Source organism: Flavobacterium sp. MMS24-S5, assembly GCF_050320125.1.
GTDB lineage: Bacteria > Bacteroidota > Bacteroidia > Flavobacteriales > Flavobacteriaceae > Flavobacterium > Flavobacterium tyrosinilyticum.
The window spans coordinates 2,436,669-2,462,601 of sequence record NZ_CP190016.1; the positions used below are offsets into that span (position 1 = coordinate 2,436,669).

18 protein-coding genes and 4 pseudogenes are annotated in these 25,933 nt (G+C 34.9%); 4 read left to right on the forward strand and 18 right to left on the reverse strand.

Features of this window, described 5'->3' with window-relative positions:
* Positions 1 to 16: 16 nt before the first annotated feature.
* From prs to ACPWTF_RS11375, 4 genes are all read right to left on the reverse strand, one after another.
* Positions 17 to 850 carry a ribose-phosphate diphosphokinase gene (gene prs / locus ACPWTF_RS11360; protein ID WP_427875505.1) on the reverse strand — a complete coding sequence of 278 codons (834 nt, stop codon included), beginning with the start codon at positions 848 to 850 and terminating at the stop codon, positions 17 to 19.
* A gap of 74 nt (positions 851 to 924) precedes the next feature.
* Positions 925 to 1,617 (reverse strand): NUDIX hydrolase, encoded by a 693-nt coding sequence (locus ACPWTF_RS11365; protein ID WP_427875506.1) that lies wholly within the window; start codon positions 1,615 to 1,617, stop codon positions 925 to 927.
* Positions 1,618 to 1,723: 106 nt separating this feature from the next.
* Positions 1,724 to 2,080: a PKD domain-containing protein gene (locus ACPWTF_RS11370; protein WP_427875507.1), complete on the reverse strand. Its 357-nt coding sequence runs from the start codon at positions 2,078 to 2,080 to the stop codon at positions 1,724 to 1,726.
* Positions 2,081 to 2,147: 67 nt separating this feature from the next.
* Entirely contained in the window at positions 2,148 to 3,053 is a 906-nt protein-coding gene (locus ACPWTF_RS11375) for a LysR family transcriptional regulator (RefSeq protein WP_095928451.1), read from the reverse strand.
* 85 nt (positions 3,054 to 3,138) lie between these two features.
* On the opposite strand from ACPWTF_RS11375, the pseudogene ACPWTF_RS11380 reads away from it, so the two are divergent.
* The 3 genes and pseudogenes from ACPWTF_RS11380 (at position 3,139) to ACPWTF_RS11390 (ending at position 6,606) form a co-directional block, all read left to right on the forward strand.
* A pseudogene (locus ACPWTF_RS11380) lies at positions 3,139 to 3,901 on the forward strand (type 1 glutamine amidotransferase domain-containing protein).
* A 178-nt stretch (positions 3,902 to 4,079) separates the two neighbouring features.
* Entirely contained in the window at positions 4,080 to 5,237 is a 1,158-nt protein-coding gene (locus tag ACPWTF_RS11385; RefSeq protein ID WP_427875508.1) for an iron-containing alcohol dehydrogenase, read from the forward strand.
* Between the two features lie 374 nt (positions 5,238 to 5,611).
* Positions 5,612 to 6,606: pseudogene (locus ACPWTF_RS11390) on the forward strand (NAD(P)H-dependent glycerol-3-phosphate dehydrogenase).
* Positions 6,607 to 6,670: 64 nt separating this feature from the next.
* Here ACPWTF_RS11390 and ACPWTF_RS11395 read toward each other — a convergent pair.
* From ACPWTF_RS11395 to ACPWTF_RS11415, 5 genes are all read right to left on the reverse strand, one after another.
* Positions 6,671 to 6,928 carry a hypothetical protein gene (locus ACPWTF_RS11395; protein WP_427875509.1) on the reverse strand — a complete coding sequence of 86 codons (258 nt, stop codon included), beginning with the start codon at positions 6,926 to 6,928 and terminating at the stop codon, positions 6,671 to 6,673.
* 46 nt (positions 6,929 to 6,974) lie between these two features.
* Positions 6,975 to 7,382 (reverse strand): hypothetical protein, encoded by a 408-nt coding sequence (locus tag ACPWTF_RS11400; RefSeq protein ID WP_111365565.1) that lies wholly within the window; start codon positions 7,380 to 7,382, stop codon positions 6,975 to 6,977.
* Positions 7,383 to 7,543: 161 nt separating this feature from the next.
* Positions 7,544 to 8,563, reverse strand: coding sequence for a phenylalanine--tRNA ligase subunit alpha (locus tag ACPWTF_RS11405; RefSeq protein ID WP_198855280.1), 1,020 nt, complete (start codon positions 8,561 to 8,563; stop codon positions 7,544 to 7,546).
* An 84-nt stretch (positions 8,564 to 8,647) separates the two neighbouring features.
* Positions 8,648 to 9,097, reverse strand: coding sequence for a hypothetical protein (locus ACPWTF_RS11410; RefSeq protein WP_427875510.1), 450 nt, complete (start codon positions 9,095 to 9,097; stop codon positions 8,648 to 8,650).
* 173 nt (positions 9,098 to 9,270) lie between these two features.
* Positions 9,271 to 9,627, reverse strand: coding sequence for a hypothetical protein (locus ACPWTF_RS11415; RefSeq protein ID WP_111377556.1), 357 nt, complete (start codon positions 9,625 to 9,627; stop codon positions 9,271 to 9,273).
* A gap of 243 nt (positions 9,628 to 9,870) precedes the next feature.
* Between ACPWTF_RS11415 and ACPWTF_RS11420 the strand changes: the two genes are divergently transcribed.
* Positions 9,871 to 10,422, forward strand: coding sequence for a CvpA family protein (locus ACPWTF_RS11420; protein WP_427875511.1), 552 nt, complete (start codon positions 9,871 to 9,873; stop codon positions 10,420 to 10,422).
* A 184-nt stretch (positions 10,423 to 10,606) separates the two neighbouring features.
* On the opposite strand, the gene ACPWTF_RS11425 is transcribed toward ACPWTF_RS11420, so the two are convergent.
* The 9 genes and pseudogenes from ACPWTF_RS11425 to ACPWTF_RS11465 form a co-directional block, all read right to left on the reverse strand.
* Positions 10,607 to 13,003: a glycoside hydrolase family 95 protein gene (locus tag ACPWTF_RS11425; protein WP_427875512.1), complete on the reverse strand. Its 2,397-nt coding sequence runs from the start codon at positions 13,001 to 13,003 to the stop codon at positions 10,607 to 10,609.
* 289 nt (positions 13,004 to 13,292) lie between these two features.
* Positions 13,293 to 15,020, reverse strand: a complete 1,728-nt coding sequence (locus ACPWTF_RS11430) for a sialate O-acetylesterase (RefSeq protein WP_427875513.1) — start codon at positions 15,018 to 15,020, stop codon at positions 13,293 to 13,295.
* A complete protein-coding gene (locus tag ACPWTF_RS11435; protein WP_427875514.1) occupies positions 14,968 to 15,240 on the reverse strand; it encodes a hypothetical protein in 273 nt (90 codons plus the stop codon). Before ACPWTF_RS11435 ends, ACPWTF_RS11430 begins: the two co-directional genes overlap by 53 nt.
* Before the next feature lie 116 nt (positions 15,241 to 15,356).
* Entirely contained in the window at positions 15,357 to 15,842 is a 486-nt protein-coding gene (locus ACPWTF_RS11440; RefSeq protein WP_427875515.1) for a cellulase family glycosylhydrolase, read from the reverse strand.
* Complete coding sequence (locus tag ACPWTF_RS11445; protein WP_427875516.1) at positions 15,820 to 16,848, reverse strand: cellulase family glycosylhydrolase; 1,029 nt, start codon at positions 16,846 to 16,848, stop codon at positions 15,820 to 15,822. Before ACPWTF_RS11445 ends, ACPWTF_RS11440 begins: the two co-directional genes overlap by 23 nt.
* A 201-nt stretch (positions 16,849 to 17,049) precedes the next feature.
* Positions 17,050 to 19,287, reverse strand: a complete 2,238-nt coding sequence (locus ACPWTF_RS11450; RefSeq protein ID WP_427875517.1) for a glycoside hydrolase family 3 C-terminal domain-containing protein — start codon at positions 19,285 to 19,287, stop codon at positions 17,050 to 17,052.
* Positions 19,288 to 19,385: 98 nt separating this feature from the next.
* Positions 19,386 to 20,948 (reverse strand): annotated as a pseudogene (locus tag ACPWTF_RS11455) (GH39 family glycosyl hydrolase).
* Positions 20,949 to 21,213: 265 nt separating this feature from the next.
* Positions 21,214 to 23,220, reverse strand: a complete 2,007-nt coding sequence (locus tag ACPWTF_RS11460) for a glycoside hydrolase family 97 protein (protein ID WP_427875518.1) — start codon at positions 23,218 to 23,220, stop codon at positions 21,214 to 21,216.
* A gap of 275 nt (positions 23,221 to 23,495) precedes the next feature.
* Positions 23,496 to 25,895, reverse strand: a pseudogene (locus ACPWTF_RS11465) (alpha-xylosidase).
* Between the last annotated feature and the right edge of the window lie 38 nt (positions 25,896 to 25,933).

A 25,933-nucleotide genomic window follows, 5' to 3' on the forward strand; every position in this document is an offset into this window, starting at 1 on the left:
TTTTACAATTCAAAAGTTAAACCAATTGATCTAATCCAATCACTTGAACACTTTCGCCTTCAAAATCTTTAAAAGAATTGGTTGTAAAAATGCCATCAAAGCAGTTTAAAACTTCAAAACCTTTATTAAAAATTCCGTGGCTTACTGCTAAGTAAAGTTTTCCTGCATTTTTCTTTTTTAGCTCTTCGGCTAATCCTACAAAAGTTCCTCCTCCGTCGCAGATATCATCTACAATTAAGCAATCCATTCCTTGCAAATCCTCATTGTAAACTTTAAAACCAGATAATTTCCCCGTTTTTACATCGCGGCTTTTACTGCATTCTACAACCTCAACACCACCTAAAAACTCAGATACTTTGTAAATTTTTTTCAAAGCGCCACCGTCTGGAGAAATCAGTTTTACGTTTTCGCCAATTCTATTCAAAACTTCTTTGATAAAAGTGTAATTCGGAATTACGGTACTATTATTCAACAAAGCTGGAGTTACTTCTGAATGCGCATCAAAAACAAAAACTTTGTTCAATTGCATTACATTAATAATATCGGCGTATACTTTTACAGATAATGGTTCGCCAGGAATCATAACACGGTCTTGTCTCGCAGCTGGGAAATACGGAATAAAAAGATCAATGATTTTAACATCCATTCTTCTTAGCGCATCAACTGTAACGCATAACAAACCTAAATCGTTGAATGAATTCAATCGATGTGTAATGGTAACTTTTCTATTTGGATCAAAATCTGGAGCGATTTTGATGTGTGGTTCTCCTCCTGAGAAAGTAAAACTTTGAAATTTGATTTCTTCCTGATTTTGAAATGGAGCGAATTTTGGGTCGAGATTTAGTATCATAGTTTTTTAGTTTGCGTTAATTATACGCAAATGTAGAATTTAATTTTAAATAAACAATTTATTTTGTGTAAAAATTACGCAAACTTTATTTCGAAGTGAAAGCCTTTATCAATTAACTCATTGTATTTTAGCTTATTGAACTTAAATAATTTTGCTGGTCTTCCGCTTCTTATTGGAGAAAAATTATCGGTTTCTTCTAAAAAACCATAGCTCAGTATTTTTTTTCTGAAGTTTCGGCGATCTATTTCTTTTTCTAAAATCGTGCAATAAAGATTTTCGAGGTCTGAGAATAAGAATTCCTCGGGAAGTAAATCGAAACCAATTGGTTCGTAAGTCAGTTTGACTTTTAATCTTTCTATTCCTTTCTTTAAAATCAAATTATGATCAAAAGCCAAAGACGGAATTTCATCAATTTTAAACCATTGCACTCTTTCTGCATCTGTATCTGCTTTAATTTCTAAGTTGGAAGCATCAACCAAAGCGTAATAAGCAACCGAAATAACACGATTTCTGGAGTCTCTGTAAATATCATCACCAAAAGTGTACAATTGTTCCATAAACGTTAATTGCACATTGGTTTCTTCATGCAATTCACGAATAACAGCATCACTCAAAGATTCGTCGTTTTGGACTAAACCACCAGGTAGTGCCCAATATTTATCTGCAGAACCAAACTTTTGTTCAATCAATAAAACATATAAACCATTGTTTTTATAACCAAAAACAATCGCATCAACCGCAATTCTAATATTTTGTAACTTTTCCATATTCCTAAATCATATCAAACAAATATAACGAATGAGAGTCAACTTTATAATTTATGCTCTTGCATTAAACTATAAAATTGACTCTCATCAATATCTCTTAACTTTCTTAGTTAACTGTCACAGTTCTTTTAGGGATAGAAGTACATTCTGTACCATCTTTTTTAACCGTAACTTCAGCCTTAGCTTCATATGTTCCTGCAGCCGCATAAGTATGTGTTACCGCCGTACCAGTTCCTGTAAATCCGTCACCAAATGTCCATTTTACAGAAACTAAAGTTCCTGTTCCTGTATACTCAGCCGAGTAGTTCATCAACTTCGGATTAGTAGCATCAGTTGAATTATGTATTTTAACAAAAATTGATTCTGCTAAACAATCTACTATCGCTTCATCGTCGCTTTTACTGCACGAATTACTTATAAGTACAGTTGCAATTAGGATTAATACTGTCGCAATCTTTTTCATTTTTGAAAATTTTAGTGGTTTACTTATCAAAATTAAACTTTTAAAACACACGAACACATGATTGAAATCACAATCGATTTCCAAAAAACAGCTTTAATTCTTTCTCAATAATATCAAAAAACGACTTTACATTATTATTTTTTGGCACCAACAAATACACAAATTCTTCTGGAACATGAAAGCTATTCCAAACTAACTGCAATTTATTCTCCTTAATATAATTTCTGGCATTACAATTCCAAGTTGCTGCGATTCCTTCATTTTTAGCCAAAAGCCTAAGCATTTCTGATTCTGAAGGTATAATGTAATTTGGAACCATCGACGGTCTCTTTTTATTGAAAGCATGCAACCAGAATAATTTTATATGCGGAATTCTTGCATCATGGCTGTACCATTTTTGGGCATTGAGCCATTGCTCTATCTCAGTAAAATTATCTGATTTTAATTTCTGACGGAACTCTGTTATATCTAAACTTGTTGGAGCAACTAAAATCAGTTTGATTTTTCCAACAATTTCATAAGTAGTATCAAAAGTGTCAAATCTTTTTGTTGTAATGGCAAAGTCAAGTTTTTTAGCGTCTACTAAAGCAAAAAGTTCGTCGTTTTCTGCAAAAGTAAAATCGATTAAATCAAACTTTGAAATTAAAAGATTACCAACACAGTCAAAAAGATGTTTTGAAATTCCAACAGAAATTAATCGATTAGCATCTTCTGCTTTAGCCCGGAAACTAGTTTCGACACTTTCGAGCCTGTCAAGAGCGTCTATAATCAAATTATTCAGTAACTTAGCATATTCGGTTGGTTCAACTCCTTTTGATTTCCGATTAAATAATTTATTTCCAACGTGAGCCTCAAGCATAGAAATTTGCTGACTAACCGCAGGCTGGCTCATAAATAACTCTTTTGCGGCTACCGAAAAATTACCATTTTTATATACAGCCTTAAAAGTTCTGTACCATTCTAGATTTACCATGACATAAATTTACTTATAACAAACATAGTTTATTTTATTTTTACTGATATCACTTAAGACGTAAATTTGTTAAAAATTTAAAATTATGAAAAAAATCGCATTACTCGCAATAATTGCATTTACCGCTGTAAGCACATCTGCTGTAGCTCAAAAATCAAATAAAAAAGGTATGAAAAAAGTATTATTTGTTGTAACCAGCAACGATAAGCTGGGCAACACTGGAGAAAAAACAGGATTTTGGTCTGAAGAATTTGCAGCACCTTATTATGAACTGTTAGATCAGGGAGTCGAAATTACAATTGCTTCTCCGCTTGGAGGACAACCGCCAATTGATCCAAAAAGTGCCGATCCAGCTTCGGCAACTGAAGACACCAAACGTTTTGACGCTGATAAAGCTTTGCAAGAAAAATTAAAAAATACTTTAAAACTTTCAACAGTTAACCAAAAAGATTACGACGCTGTATTTTATCCAGGAGGTCACGGGCCGCTTTGGGATTTGGTTGAAGATAGAAGTTCAATTGCTTTAATCGAATCTTTTTACACGCACAATAAACCAGTCGCATTTGTATGTCACGCGCCTGCTGTTTTGAAAAATGTAAAAGTAAAAGGTGAATATCTAGTAAAAGGCAAAAAAGTAACCGGATTTACCAATGAGGAAGAAGAAGCTGTTGGATTAACAAAAGTAGTTCCGTTTTTATTAGAAGATGCTTTATCATCCAACGGAGCAATTTTTTCTAAAGGTTCCAAACTGGCAACCATACGCAGTTGCAGACGGACTTTTAATAACAGGACAAAACCCAGCTTCATCTAAATTGGTAGCTGCAAAATTGTTACAAGAATTAAAATAAAGGGTCTAAGGGACTGAGGCTCTAAGATGCTAAGGTTTTCTTTTAGAAATCTAAAAACTCAATCTCTTATTCACTAAATGAGAAAATAAAAATTAATAAATCACAATGTTAAGTTTCTGAAAATTTATGTTCTAAAGCAAAAAACTCAGAAACTTAGCATCTTAGAAACGCTAAAAAAATGCTCAACTTTGAATTATATAATCCGACGAATTTAGTTTTCGGAAAAGGACAAATTGAAAAACTTTCGACTTTACTTCCAAAAGGTGCAAAAGTGCTTTTGGCTTATGGCGGTGGAAGTATTTTTAAAAACGGAATTTACGATCAAGTAATCAACAACCTTAAAGGTTTTGAAATTGTAGAATTTGGTGGAATCGAACCCAATCCGAGATTTGAAACTTTGATGAAAGCTGTTGATGTGATCAAAGCAGAAAAAATCGATTTTATTTTGGCTGTTGGCGGCGGATCTGTAATTGATGGCGTGAAGTTTATTTCGGCAGCAGTAAACTTTGAAGGAAATCCGATTGACATTCTTCAAAAAAGAATTTTAATTAAAGAAAATGCAATGCCATTTGGAACAGTTTTAACGCTACCGGCAACAGGAAGCGAAATGAATTCTGGATATGTGGTAACAATTGAAGCAACTCAAGAAAAATTATCTTCTGGCGGAAGTGCTTTATTTCCTCAATTTTCAATCTGTGATCCTACAGTAATTTCGTCTTTACCAAAAAGACAAATCGAAAATGGTGTTGTAGATGCGTACACGCACGTTATGGAACAATATTTAACGTATCCTACGGATGCATTTCTTCAGGATAGAATTGCAGAAGGTGTTCTACAAACTTTAATTGAAGTTGGTCCCGGAATCGTAGCAAACCCAACTGATTATACTTTGGCTTCTAATTTTATGTGGAGCTGTACAATGGCTTTAAACGGATTAATCCAAAAAGGTGTTCCAAGCGATTGGGCAACCCACATGATTGGTCACGAATTGACAGCGCTTTATGAAATTGATCATGCTAGAACTTTGGCGATAATTGGCCCAAGTTTATACCATGTAATGTTTGAAACTAAAAAAGCAAAATTAGCGCAATACGGAAGAAGAATCTTCAACTTAAATGGTTCTGACGAAGAAGTTGCAAAAGAAGCCATTAACAAAACGGTTGATTTTTTCCATAAAATGGGAATGGACACTAAACTTTCTCAATATACAGAAGACTATTCTAAAACTGCCGATTTTATCGTAAATCGTTTTGAAGAAAGAGGCTGGAAAGGTTTAGGAGAAAATCAATTAGTGACTTTAGATAAAGTAAAATCTATTGTTGAACTTAGTTACTAAGGGATAAATTCCAAATTTTTAAAATTCCAAATTCCAATCTTAGACGTATTGGAATTTGGAATTTTTCTATTGGGATTTTTTTAAAATTTGGAATTTCATCAAAAAAGGCGTTCTTAACAAGTTTAGGAACGCCTTTTTAAAATACTAAAACAAAACTAACTAACTCAATTTTTTTTAAATTCATTAAAATTCTAATTTATAAATTGTTATAACGTAAGTCAGATAGTTTTATTGTTTGAACATTAAAAAATTTTTTTTTTGTTCTTAAACTTCTTGAAAGTCATTGCAATTAAAGCTTGTTTTCAAAATTTCTTAAAACAGATTTTGCTTTATTAGCACATTATTAAGTACTTTTGTTTTAAATTATTAAAATAATGAGCGAAAATTTAAAATTTGCAGTGATTGGTGGTGGTAGTTGGGCAACGGCAATTGCAAAAATGTTATGTGTAAATCTTTCTGAAATTTCGTGGTACATGCGCAATGATGCTGCTATTGAGCATATCGAGAAATTCAAGCACAATCCGAACTACTTAAGTTCTGTTGAATTTGATACTAAAAAACTCAAATTAACCAACAATATAAATGAAGCGATAGAATATGCAGATTACATTATTTTTGCAATTCCATCTGCGTTCTTAGATGCCGAGTTAAAAAACATGACGGTTTCTTTATCAGATAAGATCATTTTTTCTGCTATTAAAGGAATTGTTCCAGAAACGAGTTTAATTGTAGGCGAACATTTCCACATTGAATACGACATTCCATATTACAATATTGGCGTTATTACAGGCCTTGCCACGCAGAAGAAGTAGCTTTAGAAAGGCTTTCTTACTTGACAATTGCTTGCGGCGATCCGGATAAAGCTAAAATTGTAGCCAAAACACTTTCTGGAAATTATATTAAAGCCAAAATTTCAGACGACATCATCGGAACTGAATATGCAGCAATGCTAAAAAACATTTACTCCATTGCTGCCGGAATTGCGCATGGTTTAGGTTATGGCGATAACTTCCAATCGGTTCTTATGAGTAATGCGATTCGCGAAATGAAGAAATTCATTAGAAAAGTACACCGTATGAAACGTAACATTAACGACTCGGCTTATCTAGGCGATTTGTTGGTTACAGGATACTCGGTTTTCTCAAGAAATAGAATGTTCGGAAATATGATCGGAAAAGGATATACAGTAAAAAGTGCCATGATGGAAATGAGCATGGTTGCCGAAGGTTATTACGCAACAAAAAGTGCTTATAAACTAAATCAAGGTTACGGTGCGAAAACGCCAATTATAGATGCTGTTTATGCTGTTTTATATGAAGGAAAAGACGCGAAGTCTGTTTTTAAGAAATTGACTGAATCATTAGATTGATTTTAGAAGAAAGAAGCAAGAGCAAAGAAAATAGATTTCTTAAACATAAAAAAAGAGTCAAGACTTATTTAATTTCGTCTTGACTCTTTTTTTTAACCTTATTATTAAAAAAATTAAGCGATAAATAATAAATCAGTTTAAAGATGTTTGCTAAAAAAGGCATAACTCCTATTATTATCCCGAACACAACAATTCCAAGGAAAACTATTAAGATCGCTTTTAAATTATTATAAAATAAACCTAGAGCAACGAAAATTATTAGCCCAATGATTAAGGTAATAATTTCAGGGTTTTTCTTGATCAGAACATTTACTTTTTTCATTTGTCAGCATAATAAGTCTTTTTTCTTGCCTCTTTGTTCTTGATTCTTATTTCACCATAATCCCTTCAACAAACAAAATCGGTACTTCTTCCGTATTGTTTTCGTCAAGCGAATTGGCTTTAAAAATGAATTTCTTATCGTATAAAGTATTTCCGATGAAGAAAGTTACCATGAACTCATTATTAAGCGCTAAAAGGCTTTTTTCTACCAATTCTATTTTCACGACAGAAACCGAAGGAACCTCAACAAATGCATGACGCAAGATTGAAGTCTTTTTCATTTCGCCATCAATAGTTCCAAATGCTTTTGAAACTACCATTACGCTGTCTAAATTAAAATCACTGTCGTTAACCAAATAAGCGTACCACACTTTTTCCATAAAATCGTCGCTCCATTCCTGCACTGCTGCTAGAAATACGTTTTCAACTTCTGGAATTATTATATCTTTTTTCATCTATTAAATTTTAAAAACCTTTGTCAAAGCCTGAAGCTTCAACAAAGGTTTGTTTATTGTAAAGGTAATTTATAACGTAAAGCCCTAGCCCTGATGGAAGCGGCATCTTTTGTTTTTTTCTTTAAAAAACAAAAGATACAGCGGACAGCAGGAAATAGCTCCTAAATATTTGCTTTGAACTGCTCTAAGAAACGAACATCGTTTTCATAGAACATACGGATATCTCCAATTTGGTATAAAAGCATTGCAATACGCTCTACTCCCATTCCGAAAGCAAATCCGTTGTATTCATCTGGATTAATATCACAGTTTTTCAAAACGTTTGGATCTACCATTCCGCAACCTCCAATTTCTAACCAACCCGTTCCTTTTGTGATTCTGTAATCAGTTTCTGTTTTTAGTCCCCAATAGATATCAATCTCAGCGCTTGGCTCTGTAAATGGGAAATAAGATGGACGAAGACGGATCTTAGATTTTCCGAACATTTCTTTTGTGAAATAAAGTAACGTTTGTTTCAAATCGGCAAAAGAAACATCTTTGTCAATGTATAATCCTTCCACTTGATGGAAAATACAGTGCGAACGAGAAGAAATTGCTTCATTACGAAAAACTCGTCCCGGAGAAATCGTACGAATTGGCGGTTTGTGATTTTCCATATAACGCACCTGAACCGATGATGTATGCGTACGCAACAACACATCAGGATTGGTTTGGATAAAAAACGTATCCTGCATATCACGCGCCGGATGGTATTCTGGCAAGTTCAATGCTGTAAAATTATGCCAGTCGTCTTCAATTTCTGGCCCTTCAGAAACATTGAATCCGATATTAGCAAAAATATCTATAATCTGATTTTTAACGATAGAAATCGGGTGGCGAGAACCAATAATTACAGGTTCTGCCGCACGTGTTAAATCTCCAAAAATTCCTTTAGACTCTTCTTTGCTTTCAAGCTCTTCCTGAATAACTCTTACTTTTTCCTCAGCAACCGCTTTTAAAGTATTGATTACTTGTCCAAAATCTTTTTTCTGGTCGTTTGGTATATTTTTAAATTCAGTAAAAAGTTCTTTCAGCAAACCTTTACTTCCTAAATATTTAATACGGAATTGTTCTAACGATTCTTTATTTTTCTCATTAAAGGCTTTAGCTTCCTCTATATGTTGTTTTATCTTATCTATCATTTTCCTTCGATAATTGAGAGTACAAATTTAGTGTTTTTAGTTGAAAGTGTGCGGTCACCGTCGCAGTTTTAGGTTTTCCGTAAATTATTTTATCAGATTTAACTTTTCTTCAACTTGTTTAATCTTTCCATGCCAATAATCTAAACCTTCCTGATTGGTTACTATTTCCTTTTTGTAATTAGAAGAAATACTGCTGAGTTTATGCCAGTTTTTATTTAAATCCCGTTCTCGTTCTTGTTTATTTGTTGGTTCAATTCTATTGCGCCAAAAGCCCATATTTTCAAGATATCTTTTTTTTATCCCTTCAAAATACTCCACTAATTTTTCTTTTGAATTCGGAATATAGCCCTGCCCACTACAACCGCAGGAGTGAAACGTAATACCTACAGAAAATAAACTTTTAATATGTTCCCACTTTTTGACATCGTCTTTCTTAGGCGATTCAAAATCTAGTCCCATATTGGCCATAAATTCACCGCATTGCGGACATTTGGCTTCAAAAACCGATGTTTCTCCTTTTTTCACATCAACCATCAATCTTCTTTTAAAGGTCTTTCGACAATTAAAACAAGCATAATGAGGCTTATAAGATGTCATTGCGTATCTGCACATTTTTTTAGTGGTCTGTGGTCAGGTTTTTAGTGGTCAGTATTCCGTTTACAGCGCTGAACACTAAGCAACTGAATACTGAACACTTAAAAAAAAATCTACTCAATAAGTTTTCTTTCTAAAAAATAACTCACAATCGCTTCTTTCATTAAAACCGATTGTTCACCGGCTTTTAACGGCGGTAAATTTTCTTTTACTTTATAATGAGGCCAGCCTTCATCGTCGAAATATTCGAATTCATAAAATCCGTATGGTTCTAGTAATCGACAGATTGCAATGTGCATTAAATTCAGTTTTTCGTCTTTTTTGTATTCGCGGTGCACTTTTCCGTATTCTTGAACTCCGATTAGGTAAATTATGGCATCCAAATCTAAATCTTCGCCTTGCGAAAATTGATTGGAAAGTATATCAACGAGCTTTTCCCAGCGCTCTTTTAATTGTGTATCTCTAGACATTATATGATTTTAGATTGTTGATTTTAGATATTAGATCGCTCAAAAATTCAATTCTGAAGGGGGCAGAATTACAATCTGTACTCTAAATTTGATTTGCAAAGATACAGAGTTCGAACGCAATGTGCCTAAAAAAATTAAACACTAAAATTACATCTCTCACAAAACCTTTGAACCTTTGCTTCTCTGCAACTTTGAACCTTAAAAAAAACATATCTTTGCGCCTTTATTAAACACCCGTAAAACATGAGTTTTTTTGATATTATTGTAGCCGCGCTTTTAGGATACAGTTTGTACAAAGGCATAAAAAATGGACTTTTTGTAGAAGTTGCCTCTTTCATTTCTTTACTATTAGGAATTTATCTTGCGATTAAATTTTCTTCGTTAATGACGGGAATGATTTCAAAACACGTTTCTTGGAATCCGACCAATATTCAAATTACCGCTTTTATCCTAACGTTTATTCTAGTTGTGATTGGCGTTTATTTTTTAGCCAAAATTTTAACTGGAATTGCCGATTTTGCCATGTTAGGCTGGATGAACAAACTCGGAGGCGGATTTTTCAGAGTTTTAAAAACCATTCTTATTCTGAGTATTTTTATTGCTTTGTTCGAAAAGATAAATTTCAATAATACTTTCGCTAAAGAGGAAACTTTAGATAGTTACATTTTTTATAATCCAGTAAAGAAAGTTGCTGCATTTGTATATCCGTCGATTGAAAAATGGTACGAGACTTTTAAAAAAGAACATACTCAAAAAGAAGAAGAAAAAGAAACTTCTGAATCTGAAAAAAAATAAATTCAATTATAAAAAAGCTTCGGAGAAGCAAAATATTTATAGAAAAAAAACAAGCGTTCAAGATATAAAAGAGCTCCAGCGGAGCGACATATTTAGATTTTAAATAATTTATATGTCGCTCCGCTGGAGCTCTTTTTGGTTTGATTATTAAATTCTATAAATATTTTGCTTCTCCGAAGCTTTTCTAAAACTTGATTTCTATACTTTCTCCTTTTTTCAAAACAATTTCTTGTTTTTTATCGCCAAAAATCAAAGTTGTTTTTCCTCCATTTTTAGAAGAAATAATTACTTTTTCAGGTTTTTTATCATTCCACGTCATTTCAATTTCAAATCCGCCTCTTGCACAGATTCCCTTTACAGAACCTTCTGACCAAGCGTCTGGTAAAGCAGGAAGTAATCGAATTTCATTTTCATTTGACTGCACCAACATTTCGGCAACGGCAGCTGCTCCTCCAAAATTACCATCAATTTGAAATGGCGGATGCGCATCGAATAAATTCGGATACGTTCCTCCTCCTCTTCTTGGCTTTTCTGTTTTCTTTCCGTCGGGATCTACGTAGCGAAGTAATTCACGATACATTTTATAAGCACGATTCCCGTCCCAAAGTCTTGCCCAAAGATTAATTCGCCAGCCTTTTGACCAGCCGGTGGTTTCGTCGCCTTTTATTTCTAATGTCTTTTTTGAAGCTTCCGCTAGATCTGGAGTTTTTAATGGCGTAATATGATCGCCAGGAAAAAGTCCGAATAAGTGCGATTGATGACGGTGTTTCGGATCATTATCTTCCCAATCAAAATACCATTCCTGCAGATTTCCTTTTTTACCAATTTGATACGGATATAATTTTGAAAGCGCTGTTTCCAGTTTTTTTCTAAAATCAGCATCCGTATTCAATACTTTTGAAGCTTTTATAGTTTTTTCAAAACATTCGCGAATCATGGCTAAATCGGCAGTTCCTCCGTATAATGTCGCACCCACAAAACCATCTGCCAGTTTATATTGATTTTCTGGCGAAGTCGAAGGCGAAGTAATTAAATTTCCGTTCTTATCGGTAACCATCCAACCTAAACAAAATTCGGCTGCGCCTTTCATTAACGCATATCCTTCTTTTTTTAAATAAGCTACATCTTGCGTAAAAGTATAATGTTCCCAAATGTGTGTACTCAGCCACGCCTGCGCCATTGGCCAGCACGCCCACATCGGATCTTCTTTTCCAAACTGTCCAACGGGATTGGTCATTGCCCAAATATCTGAATTGTGAGCTGCAGCCCAACCTTTATCTACACCATAAAAAGTTTTGGCTGTCACTTTTCCTGTAACCGAAAGATTTTTAATAAAGCTCAAGAGTGACGAATGCATTTCGGAGAGATTGGTGTTTTCTGCCAGCCAATAATTTTCTTCCAGATTGATATTCATCGTATAATTACTGCTCCAAGGCGGACTCAAATGCGGATTCCAAAGTCCTTGTAAATTGGCTGGAACGCCCAAAGTTCTTGACGAACTGATTAATAAATAACGTCCGAAATTGAAATATAGAATTTCGAGATTTTTATCTTCTTTTCCGTCTGCATAACGCAACAAACGTTCGTCTGTCGGTAAATCTGGAGCGGTTGTTTTTCCTAAATCTAAATCGACCCGATTGAAGAATTTCTGATAATCGGCAATGTGAGATTCTTTTAGTTTATCGAATGGTTTTGCGTATGCATTATTCAGATTTTGCAAGGCGATCGACACCTCGTCTAATCCTTCTGATGCTGGATTTTTGTCAAAACCGTTAAAGCTTGTTGCCACAGAAACGTAAATAACCGCTTCGGTTGCATCTGTTAGCGTTAAAGCTTCTCGAGAACTTGTAATTTTTCCGTCTGTTTTTTTGATTTGGACCAAACCTGTAAATCGTGTTCCTCTTTCTTTTAAGCTCAAATATTTTGGAGAAACATTATACCCTGCGTTTTCATGAATTGGCGCAGAACCTTTTAATACCAAAATATTGTTTCGCACTTCAACATTTGATTTTAAAAGGCTTTTTAGATTGATATCAAAGTTTAAAGCTCCTTTTTGATCGGCTGTCAGTTTGATAATCATAACTTTATCTGGAGCCGAAACAAAATATTCACGCGTATATTTTATGCCCGCCATTTCGTAACTAACTTTAGTAATAGCATTTGAAAGATCCAGTTCTCGATGATAATTAACCGCTTTCCCTTTTTCGGAATTATTGATTTCTAATGTTCCTAAAGGCGCATACGATTCGGAATTTTTTCCCTCAACTTTTTTATTGAGTTCTTCGGCCAGTTTGTAGTTTTCGTTTTTTAATGCTTCTCGAATTGCCGGAATATTTTTGTAAGCTTCCGGACTCATATTGGCATTTACAGGTTCGCCTGACCAAAGCGTAATGTCATTTAAATAAATTTTGTCTGAATTGGCGCCTCCAAAAACCGTTGCTCCCATTTTTCCGTTTCCTAAAACCAAGCTTTCTTCAAAGAATTCTGCAGGTTGTTTATACCACAAAACATTCTTGGATTGTGCCGAAATGTTTGCATAATAAGACGTGAAAAGTAAAATGAGAAATGTTTTTTTAATCATATTTGGTTATATTATCCTAACAGGTTTTAAAAACCTGTTAGGTATTTATTTTTTATCTAAACTAATAAAAAAATCTAGTGATACCTAACAGGTTTTTAAAACCTGTTAGGATAAAAACCGGTAACAAATCAGATGTTCCTACGGAACATTTTTTTGTTATATACATTTTATTCAACGGATTTCCGTTGCCACCGATGAAATTTCTACCGACGAAATGTTCCTAGCGGAACATCTATCGTTGCGTATTATTTAGCTCTTTACTAGGGGCTAATCACTAAGTACTCAAAAACTATTTACTCACTTTATACTTCTCATTTGCCGTAAGCATTTCCCAATTATCCGTTCTAAATGGCGATGCTGGGAATTTTTCTTTATTCAAAAGATTAATTGTCGTATCATCGTCTGCCCAACCGTAATGAACTGCTAGAGGATTTTGAACTTTATCGCTTGAAACGATTATTTTGTTGTCTTTAATTATCGCTTTCGCAGAATGAAAAACCTTGTCTGAACCTGCAATTTCGAATCCTTTTAATTCATCGTTATTTGGCGTTGATAATCCGCTGCCAATATTATCGAAAGTAAGGATAATTTCGTTTCCTTTTATTGTTTGAGATTTATAAGTTGGTCCGCTGTGAACTTGTTTTTTACCGTAAATATTGTTCATTGCAATCGCTGCCAAACGCAAACCAATATCTTGTTTGTTGGTTGGGTGAATGTCTTTTGCATTTCCAATATCGGTTGTAACCGCCATTCCGGTGTTTGGTAATTTTAAAGTTTCCGATTGCGCTTCGCGAAGTTCTGCCCAACGGCTTCCTTTTTGGCTGTTGCCACCAAATTCATCAAAAGTGGATAATTGAACGAAATAAAAAGGGAAATTTCCTTGTTTGAATTTGGTTCTCCAATCGTTGATCATTAACGGAAATGATTTTTTGTATTCTGATGCTCTCCAAACATTCGCTTCTCCTTGATACCATAAAACGCCTTGCATCGCATAAGGCACTAACGGATTTACCATGGCATTGTACAATAACGATGGATAACTGTTTGGTGAAACTTCGATTCTCACTTTTATGACATTGAATTTCCAAAGTCCTTCTAACGGTACATTTGAATCTTTAAAATCAATTTTTAAATCTGCTGGATTGCCATAAATTCCGCCGCCGCCGCTGTAATCTGTAATTCTTACGGCTATTACGTTTGTTCCTTCTTTTAAAATGTTTGCAGGAATTTTATAAACTCTTTTAGCATCCCAAAGATTGTTAGTTCCAACTTCAACACCATTCACATAAGTTTTGTCTTCGTCATCAACTTTTGCTAAATGTAAAACGGCTTCCTTTTTAGCTTGTTCTGTTGTTAAAACAATGGTTTTTCGCATCCAGACAATCCCATCGATATTGCCAATTTGCTGATTTTCCCAAAGTGATGGCACTTTTATTTCTGGCCAATTTTTGTCTTGGAAGTTTGGGTTTTTAAATTGCTCTTCGTTTTCCATCGAAACATCAAAACCCTGCACTTTTTTCAAGTTGTCTAAAACCGATTTTTTATAGGTTTCAAAAATAGCATTGATATCTACGGTTGGAACATCGGCAATCATCGCTTTAAAATCTGGGCTATTTTCGAAAGCTTCACGGCTTGTCCAAGTTTCTACATTGGTTCCTCCCCAAGAAGTGTTGATGATTCCGATTGGTATTTTTAATTCTGAATATAATTTTCTAGCAAAATAATAACCTACTGCTGTAAAATTGCCTACATTTTCTTTGTTTGCTACTTCCCATTTTCCTTGTTTTAAATCGTCTTTTGGAGTTCCGCTTAAATCTTGTGCCACACCAAAATGACGAATCATTGGGTAATTAGAATCTGCAATTTCTTTTTCTGAATTCATGGTTTTGATAACCTGAAATTCCATATTCGATTGTCCGCTGCAAATCCAAACTTCTCCAACCAAAACATTTTTGATGGTGATTTTATTTTTTCCGATAATTGTCAATTCGAAAGGTCCCTCCGGCTTTTTCAGCATTTAAATTTACCGTCCATTTTCCGTTTTTATCGGCTTGCGTTTTCTTAATTTGTTTGTTGAAATGGACTTCTACACTTTCATTCGCATCTGCAAATCCCCAAATTGGAATTTGCTTGTCTCTTTGAAGTACCATTCCGTCAGAGAATATTAAAGGCATTCTCACATTAGCATTAGTTAAAACACTAATTAACAGAAAAATAAACATTACACTCTTTTTCATTTTTTCAATTTAAATATTTTTTTGAACCACATAAGTGATATAAGATAATTTGAATTTTTATTTAGCATTGTGCTTAAATTTACTTATATCACTTATATGGTTTTAACCTGTTTTTTTTACTTTAACCCGTCTATTAAAGCGTTTAAAGCTTGTGTATCGAAGACGGTATTATCAGTTCTATTCATAATTCCGAAACCGTTGTTTCCTAGACTCCCTTCGTCCCAATAAAAAGGTAATAATCCGTTTGCTTTTGCCGTTTTGACTACCGTTTTTAAATAATAGGCTCTTGAGTTTAAATGCAAAGTCAGCGCGTCTCCTGTTAAAGTTGTTCTTCTAATTGCTCCAAACTCTCCCAATAAAACCGGAATTCCTTTGTCTACAAATTGGGTTTTCATCAATTTGAAATTCTTTTCTAAATCGGCTTCTTCTCCCCAAGTTGCATTTCGTTCTGTATCGGTCGAAGAATGGAAACCTGTTCCCCAATAGTAGAACATTTTACCCCAAGTTTCGTCTTTGGTTAAACCAGCAAAATTCCACGGTGAATAATAATGAACTTCGACCATCATTCTGCCTGTAACTTTATCTACTGGCAATGTAGTCATTAATTTGTTCGTTTTTTCGATATCTGTCGTTCGGTCCCTGAACGACTAAAACACGAGTGGCATTTTTCCCTCCTGTAGAACGAACAGCATCAATAAAAGTTTGATGATACGAATTTAAAACGGCCATTTGTGCCGCATCTTCAACAGCTGGTTCATTGGCGCTTGCAAAAAGTAAATGCTCATCGAAACCTCTTAAATGCGTTGCGATTTGCTCCCAAAACGCTTTTTGTTTCGCATTGTTTTCTACTTTTTTGGCTTCGGTAATATTATTTTCCAGCCAGCCACCGTCCCAGTGAATGTTTACAACAACGTACATATCATTATCTACGCAATATTGAACTACTTCTTTAACACGATTTAACCAATCCACTTTGATTTTTGCTGTTGCAGCATTTTCCAAATTCTGATTCCAAGAACATGGAATTCTGATCGCATTAAATCCGTTTGCTTTTACAGCATTAATTAAAGCTTTAGTTACTTTTGGATTTCCCCAAGCGGTTTCTCCTCCAGTTGCTTCCAATGTATTTCCAATATTCCATCCTAATTTGATTTTTGCTGCCAATTCAACAGCAGAACTTCCCATTCCTGAGGCATCTGCCGCAATTGGATTGGTATTGTAACTTGGATATAAGCTTCCTGCTGCCTGAGAAACCGAAATTGTTGTAGAAGGCACTTCGGTGCTTGTCAAAGTAATCACAGCATTTCGCAAAGCTGTAGTCGTGTTTTCTAAAGCGGTAATTTTTACCACGGTACTTCCTGAAGTTCCTGTAGTCTGACTTACTTTTATCCAGCTTACAGGATTACTCAATGTCCAAGTAACCCCATTGGAATTAACCGTTACTTCTATTGTATTTTCTTTGCTTTCAAAATCGATTTTACTTGTACTCACAGTAAGCGTTTTTATACTTACTGGAGCTTCTTCTTTATCTGAACTGCAAGCTAAAACTCCTAAGAAAGCAAAACATAGAATAAAAGATAAGAGGTAATCTTTGATTGATTTTTTCATTTGGTTTAGTTTAAGTTAAGTGTAATACCGATTATGTATTCAATATAGTCTAATAAAAATTAGACTATTTTCATACTATATCGGCATTATACCAGAATGGGTTAGACTAATATATAAGTATAAATGTATAAGTTTTTAAAATCAACGCCAGCTTTTAATGGGCTGGCGTTGGTGGTTTGGTTATTTTATAGCAATAACAATTTATTTAACTGTTATTTGAATTTCTTTTTTAATATCTCTTGAAGAAGTTCCTAACTTAATAGTATATTTTCCAGGCTCAACTGTCCATTTTTTAGCAGCAACATCGTAGTAAGCCAATTCTTTTACTGGTACTTTGATCGTTACTTTTTCTGAACTTCCCGCTTTTACGTTGGCTTTTTTGAAACCTTTTAATTCCTGCGCTGCACGAGTGATTTTAGAATCAGATTTTGAAGTGTATAATTGTACAACTTCTTTTCCGTCTACTTTTCCAGTGTTTTTAACGTCGACTGTAACTTCGATTACGTCGTTTTGAGCATACGAATCTTTATTTGCTTTTGCATTATCAAGCGCGAAAGTTGTGTATGATAATCCGTAACCGAAAGGATATAACGGCGCAACATTTTTAGTATCAAACCAACGGTAACCAATTAAGATTCCTTCAGCATAATTTACTGCTTTGTCCCCAGGGAAACTATTTGTGGCATGCGCAGGAGAATCTTTTAATTGTTTTGGCATTGTCCAAGGTAATTTTCCTGACGGATTTACTTTTCCTAAAATTACATCAGCCAAAGCATTTCCACCTTCAGAACCGTTGAACCAGCTCCAAACCAAAGCAGAAGATTTCTGGCTAACTTCATTAATATCAAAAGGAGCACCCGCAATCATTACTACAATCGTTTTAGGATTTGCAGCTGTTACTTTTCTAATTAATTCTTCTTGTCCAAAAGGCAAGTGTAAATCTCTACGGTCAGAAGCTTCTGTTTCGTAATCACGGTTGGATCCCGCAAAAATAATCGCAACATCTGAGTTTTTAGCCGCTTCAACAGCTTCCTGAACTTTTGCAGGATCTAAAGCATCAATTGTAACTGGGCCATTAGCCGTAATATTTCCTAAGTTTCCTTTGTTTTTCTCATCGTAACGCTCTAAATATCCTTCTGCGTAATTGATTTTGATTGATGAAGGAAGTCTATTTTTAAGACCTTCAAGAGGTGTAACTTCTCTTTTTGTTTTTACTCCCGCTCCAAATCCGCCAAGAGCATTTTTCTTTGTTGCATTGTTTCCTATTACAGCGATAGATTTTACTCCGTCTAGTTTTAAAGGCAATGCATTGTTTTCGTTTTTCAACAACACAATCGCTTCAGCTGCAATTTTGTAAGCGTCTTGGTAATGTGCTTCAGTTGCGATGCTTCCTTTTGCACGTGTTCCGCCGCCCATTGCTTTTACCTGAAACAATGTTCTTAAAATGCGTTTTACGTGAAGATCGATTTCTTTTTCTGAAACTTCTCCCGATTTAACGGCAGCAATTAATTTATCGGCTAAGAAAAATTCATTGAAAGGTTTTGGTGTTCCCATTTCAATATCTAAACCATTTTTCAATGCTTTAGCTGTAGAATGCACCGCTGCCCAGTCAGAAACTACAATACCTTTGAATCCCCATTCGTCACGAAGGATTTTATTCAGCATATAATCATTCTCACATAAATATTCGCCTCTGAATTTATTGTAAGCCCCCATTATACTGTATGCTTTTGCCTCTTTTACTGAAGCTTCAAAAGCGGGAAGATAAATTTCACGAAGTGTACGCTCGTCAATTTGTACATCTACAAAATCACGATTCGTTTCCTGATTGTTTGCTGCGTAATGTTTTACACACGCCATTACATCTTTTTCTTGTAAACCAACAATCAAAGGCACGGCGATTTTTTTATTCAAAAATGGATCTTCAGACATATATTCGTACGTTCTTCCTCCAAGCGGTGTTCTCACCATATTGATCGCTGGCGAAAGTAACATGTCTTTGTCTCTTGCACGTAATTCTTCTCCTAAACTGGTGCCGAAAGTATGTGCCATTTCTGCGTTCCAAGTTGCTGCCAAAGCGCCGCCTGCTGGATAATAAGTAGCAAAATCATTTGTCCATCCAGCTGGAGCCCAATTATCTCTAGAGATTTCTTCACGAACTCCCAAAGGACCATCGGCCATTTTTAATTCTGGAATTCCTAAACGTTTTACGCCAGCATTCGCAAACATACTGTTCCCGTGAAGCATTCCGATTTTTTCTTCTAATGTCATTTGCGAAATCAATTTGTCGATTTCTGCATCATGATCTGTACTTATTTCTTTTCCAACGTATTCTTCGGTTTGTGCCGAATTTGAAGCTAAAGTTTGCGCATCATTTTTACATGAAGTAAAGAATGCAAAAACTAGAGCTGATGAAAGGAATATCATTTTGTTTTTCATAGATAGTTAGGTGTTTTTTGATTTAAAGATTTTTGATTCCTCACACATCATCTTTAAATACCGTTAATACTATTTTTATGTTTGTGGCTTTCTCTTTATTATTGTTTGATTAAATTCATCATGACAACATCATTTTCGTTGATTTTAAATTCTCTGCTGAAAGTTCCTTTTGCGTCAATTGTAATTTTTTCTGTTGAAATTGGCGCTCCGTTATTTTTCTCTTTTATGGAATTTACCTGCTGACGTGTTAATTGACTCGGCTTATTCATTGCCAAATAATCTGCATAAGCGTCATTTACTTTATAGCCGACTTTATATATTTCTAAAAGATATTTTCCTTTCTGAATGCCATCAATCTCCACTTTGACTTTTCCTTTTTCTTTTGATGGAAGATCCTGAATGTAATAAGTTTGATTCCAAACCTTATCGCCTGGATGCGTATTCGTAAAATCCCATAATAAAACTTGTACATCGCCTTTTGCATTTTTGGAAGTCCACGAAGCTTTATCTGAATTTTGAAGTTCTGTTTCTCCTAATTTATTCATTAAATAATAAGAGAAATAAGCTGGCTTTTTAATTCCCTGCGTATTCAACAATCCAAAACCACCGTGAAAAGGGGTAAATCTTGGTCATGGTTCTTCAAAAATATCGGTAAAAACCCAATATGACATCGAGTTTGCTGCATTACCAACTTGCTTGAGTTTTTGCAGAATGTAAGCTGCCGAATGATAACTGTCGTGAATTGGATCTGCTGGCGTATAAGAAGAACTCCACTCTGTATAATGCAGTTCTAAATTAGGTTTAGCTGAATTCGTAATCTGCTTACGCGAATTAATAACATCTCCGTTTACACTATTTACGTCTGGACTCAAAACGGTTCCAGAAGTTCCGAATTCGTCCAAATATCCTTGATTTACGCCATAAGTATGTGTCGAAATAAAATCCAATGGCACATTATTTTTCACACAAAAATCAATTGTTTCCGGAACCCATCCTGCGCCTGCCGTTGCTGGGCCACCAACTTTATATGCAGGATTTACGGCTTTTACGCCACGAGCTGCGTAATCGTATAGTTTAAAATATTCTTGCTGCGTTCCTGTCCAAAATCCTGGAGATAAATTAGGTTCATTCCAAACCTCAAAATACCATGTTTTTACTTCTTCATCTCCGTAACGTTCTTTAAAATGTGCGGTTAGATTTTTAATCAAATCTTCCCATTTTTTATAATCTTTTGGAGGCGTTACATTTCCCTTCCACCAAAAAATAGTTTCTTTTCCGCTTGCCAATGCATTCGGCATAAAACCTAATTCTACAAACGGTTTCATTTTCAGACTAACAATATAATCGAATAAAACATCAACATATTGGTAATTGTATTCTGGATTTCCTTTGTTGTCTTCACGATAAACGGCCATATCATCAGACAATAAACCATGAAAACGGATGTATTTAAAATCGCATTCTTTTTTCACCAATGCCAATTGCTGCTGCCAGTCGGCTCTCAAACCTTCGTTTGCTCTTCCGGCACCGATACATTCTTTAAACATGGTGTTTAATTTTCCTGCTTCTTTTTTAAAATCAACTTTTATGATTCGATTTTCATTTTGCCCAAATAAATGGATTGAACTAATTAAAACTGCTGTTATTAAAAGTTTTTTCATCTGGAAATGGTTTTGTTTATTTTTTGCCACAGATTAAAAGGATTCTAAAGGATTTTTTTTCTTTCGCAGATTTAGGAGATCATGCAGATTTAAATATTTTTAATCATTTTAATCTGTGGCTAAATATTTATTTTCTAACTATATGTTAGACGCACTGCAGTGCGTCTCTACAGATTACCTTATGTATAATCTTTGTGTTGAGTAAACCCGACAGATTTTTAAAATCTGTCGGGTTTAACATCTAACTCTTAACTTCTAACACAAATTACAATTTTTTAAATCTCACTGCTCCACCGCCAGCTCCACCTAATTTCAATTGTAATTTATCTGAAGCTTTTACTGTTTTCTTAGAAATTGCCACTGCTTCTGGATTATGCGTTTGATCTGTTCCTTCAGCATCTACATAAATCTGTGCTTCGTAAGTTGCGCTTGGATCTAAGAATGATAATGAAACTTCTACATTTCTAGGTTTTTCATTTGTTAAAGTTCCTAAATACCAATCGGCACTGTTTCTGTCTTTTCTTGCTGTTGTGATGTATTCACCAATTTTTCCTTCTAAGATTTTAGTGTCTTCCCAATCTGTTGGAACATCTTTTAAGAATTGTAAAGCTGGTTTTCCTTCGTAATTTTCTGGAAGATCGGCTAACATTTGAATTGGAGAATAAATCGTTACATACAATGCCAATTGCTGTCCAACTGTTCCCTGAATTCTTTTTCCTGGATAACCTTGTTTTACCTCAACGTCAAAAATTCCAGGTGTAAAATCCATTGGTCCAGAAAGTAATCTTGTGAATGGAATAATACTTAAATGGTTTGGCGGATTTCCTTCGCTCCAAGCATTATATTCTTGTCCACGCGCTGCTTCTCTCGAAACCATGTTTGGGAAAGTTCTTCTTTCTCCCGTATCTTTTATTGATTCGTGGTATAAAACCGCTAAATCATATTGTGCTGCTTTTTCTAAAATATATCTGAAATAATTTACTCCGAACTGTCCGAAATGCATTTGTTTCATATTCAATTTAGAACCTACGTGACCGATTTTTACGGTATGGATTCCGAGTTTTTTGTATAAAGCAAAACCTTCGTCAACTTCTTTTAAGTAGTTAATTAAGTTTGAACCTGTTTCGTGGTAACCGATTAATTCGATGTTCTTTTTCTTTCCGTATTCAACCACTTTTTCTAAGTCGAAATTGTCTGCGCTTTTTGTGAAACTGAACATGTGCATACGGTTTTCATACCAACCCGGCGTCCAACCTTTGTTCCATCCTTCGATTAATAAATGGTTGAAACCTTCTTTTGCTGTAAAGTCAATATACGTTTCAGCATTTTTAGTTGTCGCACCTTGTTTGTCGCTTTCCCAGAAAGTATATTTTCCGATGTGCATTCCCCACCAAATTCCTAAATATTTATAAGGTTTGAAATAACTGTTTGTATTCTTTAATTTGTTTGGTTCGTTTAAGTTTAAAACCAAATAAGAAGTAATCAATTCTCCTGGATTTTCTCCAATTTGAAGTGTTCTCCAAGAAGAAGTGAAAGTATCTTTTACGCGAACTTTTACTCCGTCAGGCCATGGCACCAAATCCGATTTTAATTCTGTTCCTTTATTATTCACCAAAGTCATACTTGCAAAATCGATCAAGTTTGCTTCGTGAAAACTTAACGCTAATCCGCTTTTGCTTTCGATTGTTAATGGAGTTAAAACGGTATCCAAAGTACTTACTGGCGCATCTTTGAAAAGATATTCATCACGGTTTTCTCTGTTTGCTGGAATCCACCAAGCTTTTCCGTCTTCTTTTAAGTTGAAAGTTGTTTTTTCATCCATGATGAAAATGCTGTCTTTTACATTTTGTTTTGGATACACATATCTGAAAGCAACTCCGTCATCAAAAGCGCGAAACTGAATTTGTAATTTACGTTTGTTTCCTGTTTTTTGCTGTAAATCAACTACCAATTGATTGTAGTGATTTCTGATGTTTTTCTTTTCTCCCCAAACTTGTTCCCAAGTTTCGTCAAACGTAGAAGTCTTAGCTCCTTTAATTTCAAAGTTTGAACTTAAATCTTCATTTCCTTTCAATACAAATCCCATATCTGACGGAGAAATTACTTCTGTTTTTCCGTGAGAAACTGCATATTTTGGAGCATTTTTTACAAGCTCAAATTTGATTGTATTCTTTCCGTTTGGCGATGCCAATTCGTAAGCACTTTTCGTTTTTTGACTGTAGCCAACTGCTATTGAAAACAGTACGGCTGGGAGAACTAGATAGTTTTTCATGTTTTTTGGTATTATATTTTTTGCCACAGATTTAAAGGATTATAAAGGATTTTTTCTTTTTATTTTCTCTCGCAGATTTGGCAGATTGCTTCGTCTGTTCGCTATCGCTCGAGTGAGCTGATTTAAAAATTAAAAAAATCTGAATGATCTGCTAAATTTGCGAAAGTAATAATCCTTTTAATCTGTGTAATCTGTGGCTATATTTTTCACCACAAATTCCACAAATTATCAAAAATTCAATTCGTGGTAATTCGTGTAATTTGTGTTTAACTTTTTTATTTAATCCACTCTGTTTTAAAAGTGGTTTTTCCGTTTAATGGATTTCCTGCTACTTCAAAATTGTTTCCAGTTTTGTTCACTTTTATTTCTTGTACCGCATCGCCTTCTGGTAAAAATACTTTGGCTGTTGCCGAAGTCGTTTTATCGCTTGCATACACTTTTAAAGTCAATTTGCTCCAATCCATATCTTTTGTAGACTGCGCTAAACCGATGTGTGGAATTGCAGTTCCATCTTTAATTAAAACTACAATTGGCACTTCACCAGCTTTAATTTTATGCCATCCTGATTGATATACTTTTTTAGTTTGATAATCGATCCAAGTTCCTTCTGGAAGATAAACATCTCTTTCTTCAACTTCTTCAAAAAGCGGTGCAACCAACATGCTTGAACCAAATAAATATTGATTATCTACTAACCAAGCTCCCGGATCGTTTGGATATTCTACAAAAAGAGCACGCATCATTGGCAAACCTTTTTGAGAACTTTCTTTTGCCTGAGCGTAGATATATGGCATTAATTCGTAACGCATATTATCTGCTTTTCTAAATCCTTCTAAGAATTCTTTACTGTACAACCAAGGTTCGCGAGGCGGTTCTCCGTGGCTTCTTACGTGTGAAGTCAGCATTCCAAATGGTGTCCATCTTCTGTAAATGTTTTCAGGAGATTTTGTAGCAAATCCTCCAACATCATGACTCCAAAAACTGAATCCACTTAGTCCTAAAGAAAGTCCGCCGCGTAATTCTGCAGACATAGCACCGTTGCTAGTTTCAGAATCTCCTCCCCAATGTAAAGGATAACGCTGTGATCCGGCCAAGTGCTTCTCGCCCAGATTAAAGTATATCCTTTTTCTTTTTGAGTGATTTCTGCAACCGCTTTATTGTAACGTAATGGATATAAATTATGCTCGTAGAAACCTGTTCTTCCAGAATGATAAATTCCGTCTGGCGGAGCTGCTTCTCCAAAATCTACTTTGAAAACTGCTACGCCTTCATCAAATAATTTTTTCAATTTTCCTTGATACCAAGTTACCGTTTCTGGATTTGAGAAATCTAAAACAGCATCTTCGTACGGAAGATTTCCTTTTCTGTCTCTTACGGCTAAGTTTTTATCCATGATTTCAGGGAACAAAGTATTCTTTGGCGTAAAATAAGGCAACTGCCAAAGACAAACTTGGAAACCGTCTTTCTTTAAATCAGACATCATTTTTGTGGCATCTGGGAAACGAGATTTTGCAAACTCGTAATTGTTTCTCCAATCTACATCAAACCAGCCTGTATCAAAGTGAATAACATCTGTTGGGATTTTGTATTTACGTAAATCTCTTGCTACTTCTCTTCCTTCTTTTTCTGAGAAATAAGTAATTCTACTCATCCAGAAACCGAAAGACCAAAGTGGTGGCATTGCCGCTTTTCCAGTCAAATTCGTGTATTGATCTAAAATGTCTTTTGGTTCTCCGATGAAGAAAAACAAATCGGCTTCGTCGTCTCCAATGTACATTTCGTTGGCACTTGAAAAATACTTTCCAAAGTCAACTGTAATTGGCGTAGAATGGTGCATGAAAACTCCGTAACCACGGCTGCTCATGTAAAACGGAATCGGTTTGTACATCGTTTCATTTTGGATTCCGTTAGCGTCATCCGTCCATAAAACTACTTTTGAACCGCGTTTGTTGAATTGTGTGAAAGATTCACCACAACCAAATATTTTTTCGTCTGGTTCTAAACTGAACGCCGCGCCCATACTTCTTGAATAATCACTATTTCTGCGAACGTAAGAAAACGGAAGCGTTGGTGTGTATGTGTTTTTAAAATCAGTATCGTGAAGTGTGCTTGTCAGCAGTTTTCCTTTTTCATCGTAGATTTTTACGTGCCAAGGTTTTGTCAAGATTTCAACTCTTCCGTGTTTGCTTGTATAACTGTGACCGCCTTCGATTTTAGAGTATTTCCATAATTCTGGGTGATTTGGCGCAACGCCGTCAATCAGCATTAGAGATTCTTTTTGCGGATGAAACTGAGGTTCCAGAAGTCGTTTTGATTCTAACTGTTCGATCTGAAACAAACTGAATTTCGAAAGGTAAAACAGGAGATTCTGCATATTCTGTTGTTGGAAATTCGTTTGCTTTTTCCACATCTGGTTTCATCATCATGTTGTTGAAAGCCTGACGCGTTTTATAATTGTATCTCAAATATTTGATCGTTCCTTTTCCCGTTGCAGGATCAAAAGAAGCCAATTCGTCTGCGAAATAAAAAGTATTCAGATAGTTCTGAAAATCTTTACTGATATCTATTGGAGCATTTAATACATCTGCATTTTGGATTTGAGCATTAGCATTTGGAACTGCTAAAAATCCAAACATAAGAGCAGAAAATAATGCGGTTAATTTTGAGTTTTTCATTGGTTACTTTTTATTTTTTTGCCATAGATTAAAAGGAT

Bases quoted from the DNA above. Each gene is read 5' to 3' on its own strand.
- ACPWTF_RS11400 (WP_111365565.1), bottom strand. From the start codon at position 7,382: ATGAAAAAAGATATAATAATTCCAGAAGTTGAAAACGTATTTCTAGCA.
- ACPWTF_RS11460 (WP_427875518.1), bottom strand. From the start codon at position 23,220: ATGAAAAACTATCTAGTTCTCCCAGCCGTACTGTTTTCAATAGCAGTT.
- ACPWTF_RS11420 (WP_427875511.1), top strand. From the start codon at position 9,871: ATGAGTTTTTTTGATATTATTGTAGCCGCGCTTTTAGGATACAGTTTG.
- ACPWTF_RS11450 (WP_427875517.1), bottom strand. From the start codon at position 19,287: ATGAAAAACAAAATGATATTCCTTTCATCAGCTCTAGTTTTTGCATTC.
- ACPWTF_RS11425 (WP_427875512.1), bottom strand. From the start codon at position 13,003: ATGATTAAAAAAACATTTCTCATTTTACTTTTCACGTCTTATTATGCA.
- ACPWTF_RS11410 (WP_427875510.1), bottom strand. From the start codon at position 9,097: ATGGTTGATGTGAAAAAAGGAGAAACATCGGTTTTTGAAGCCAAATGT.
- ACPWTF_RS11385 (WP_427875508.1), top strand. From the start codon at position 4,080: ATGCTCAACTTTGAATTATATAATCCGACGAATTTAGTTTTCGGAAAA.
- ACPWTF_RS11435 (WP_427875514.1), bottom strand. From the start codon at position 15,240: ATGAAAAAGAGTGTAATGTTTATTTTTCTGTTAATTAGTGTTTTAACT.
- ACPWTF_RS11415 (WP_111377556.1), bottom strand. From the start codon at position 9,627: ATGTCTAGAGATACACAATTAAAAGAGCGCTGGGAAAAGCTCGTTGAT.
- prs (WP_427875505.1), bottom strand. From the start codon at position 850: ATGATACTAAATCTCGACCCAAAATTCGCTCCATTTCAAAATCAGGAA.
- ACPWTF_RS11395 (WP_427875509.1), bottom strand. From the start codon at position 6,928: ATGAAAAAAGTAAATGTTCTGATCAAGAAAAACCCTGAAATTATTACC.
- ACPWTF_RS11430 (WP_427875513.1), bottom strand. From the start codon at position 15,020: ATGCTGAAAAAGCCGGAGGGACCTTTCGAATTGACAATTATCGGAAAA.
- ACPWTF_RS11440 (WP_427875515.1), bottom strand. From the start codon at position 15,842: ATGACTACATTGCCAGTAGATAAAGTTACAGGCAGAATGATGGTCGAA.
- ACPWTF_RS11365 (WP_427875506.1), bottom strand. From the start codon at position 1,617: ATGGAAAAGTTACAAAATATTAGAATTGCGGTTGATGCGATTGTTTTT.
- ACPWTF_RS11375 (WP_095928451.1), bottom strand. From the start codon at position 3,053: ATGGTAAATCTAGAATGGTACAGAACTTTTAAGGCTGTATATAAAAAT.
- ACPWTF_RS11370 (WP_427875507.1), bottom strand. From the start codon at position 2,080: ATGAAAAAGATTGCGACAGTATTAATCCTAATTGCAACTGTACTTATA.
- ACPWTF_RS11445 (WP_427875516.1), bottom strand. From the start codon at position 16,848: ATGAAAAAATCAATCAAAGATTACCTCTTATCTTTTATTCTATGTTTT.
- ACPWTF_RS11405 (WP_198855280.1), bottom strand. From the start codon at position 8,563: ATGATAGATAAGATAAAACAACATATAGAGGAAGCTAAAGCCTTTAAT.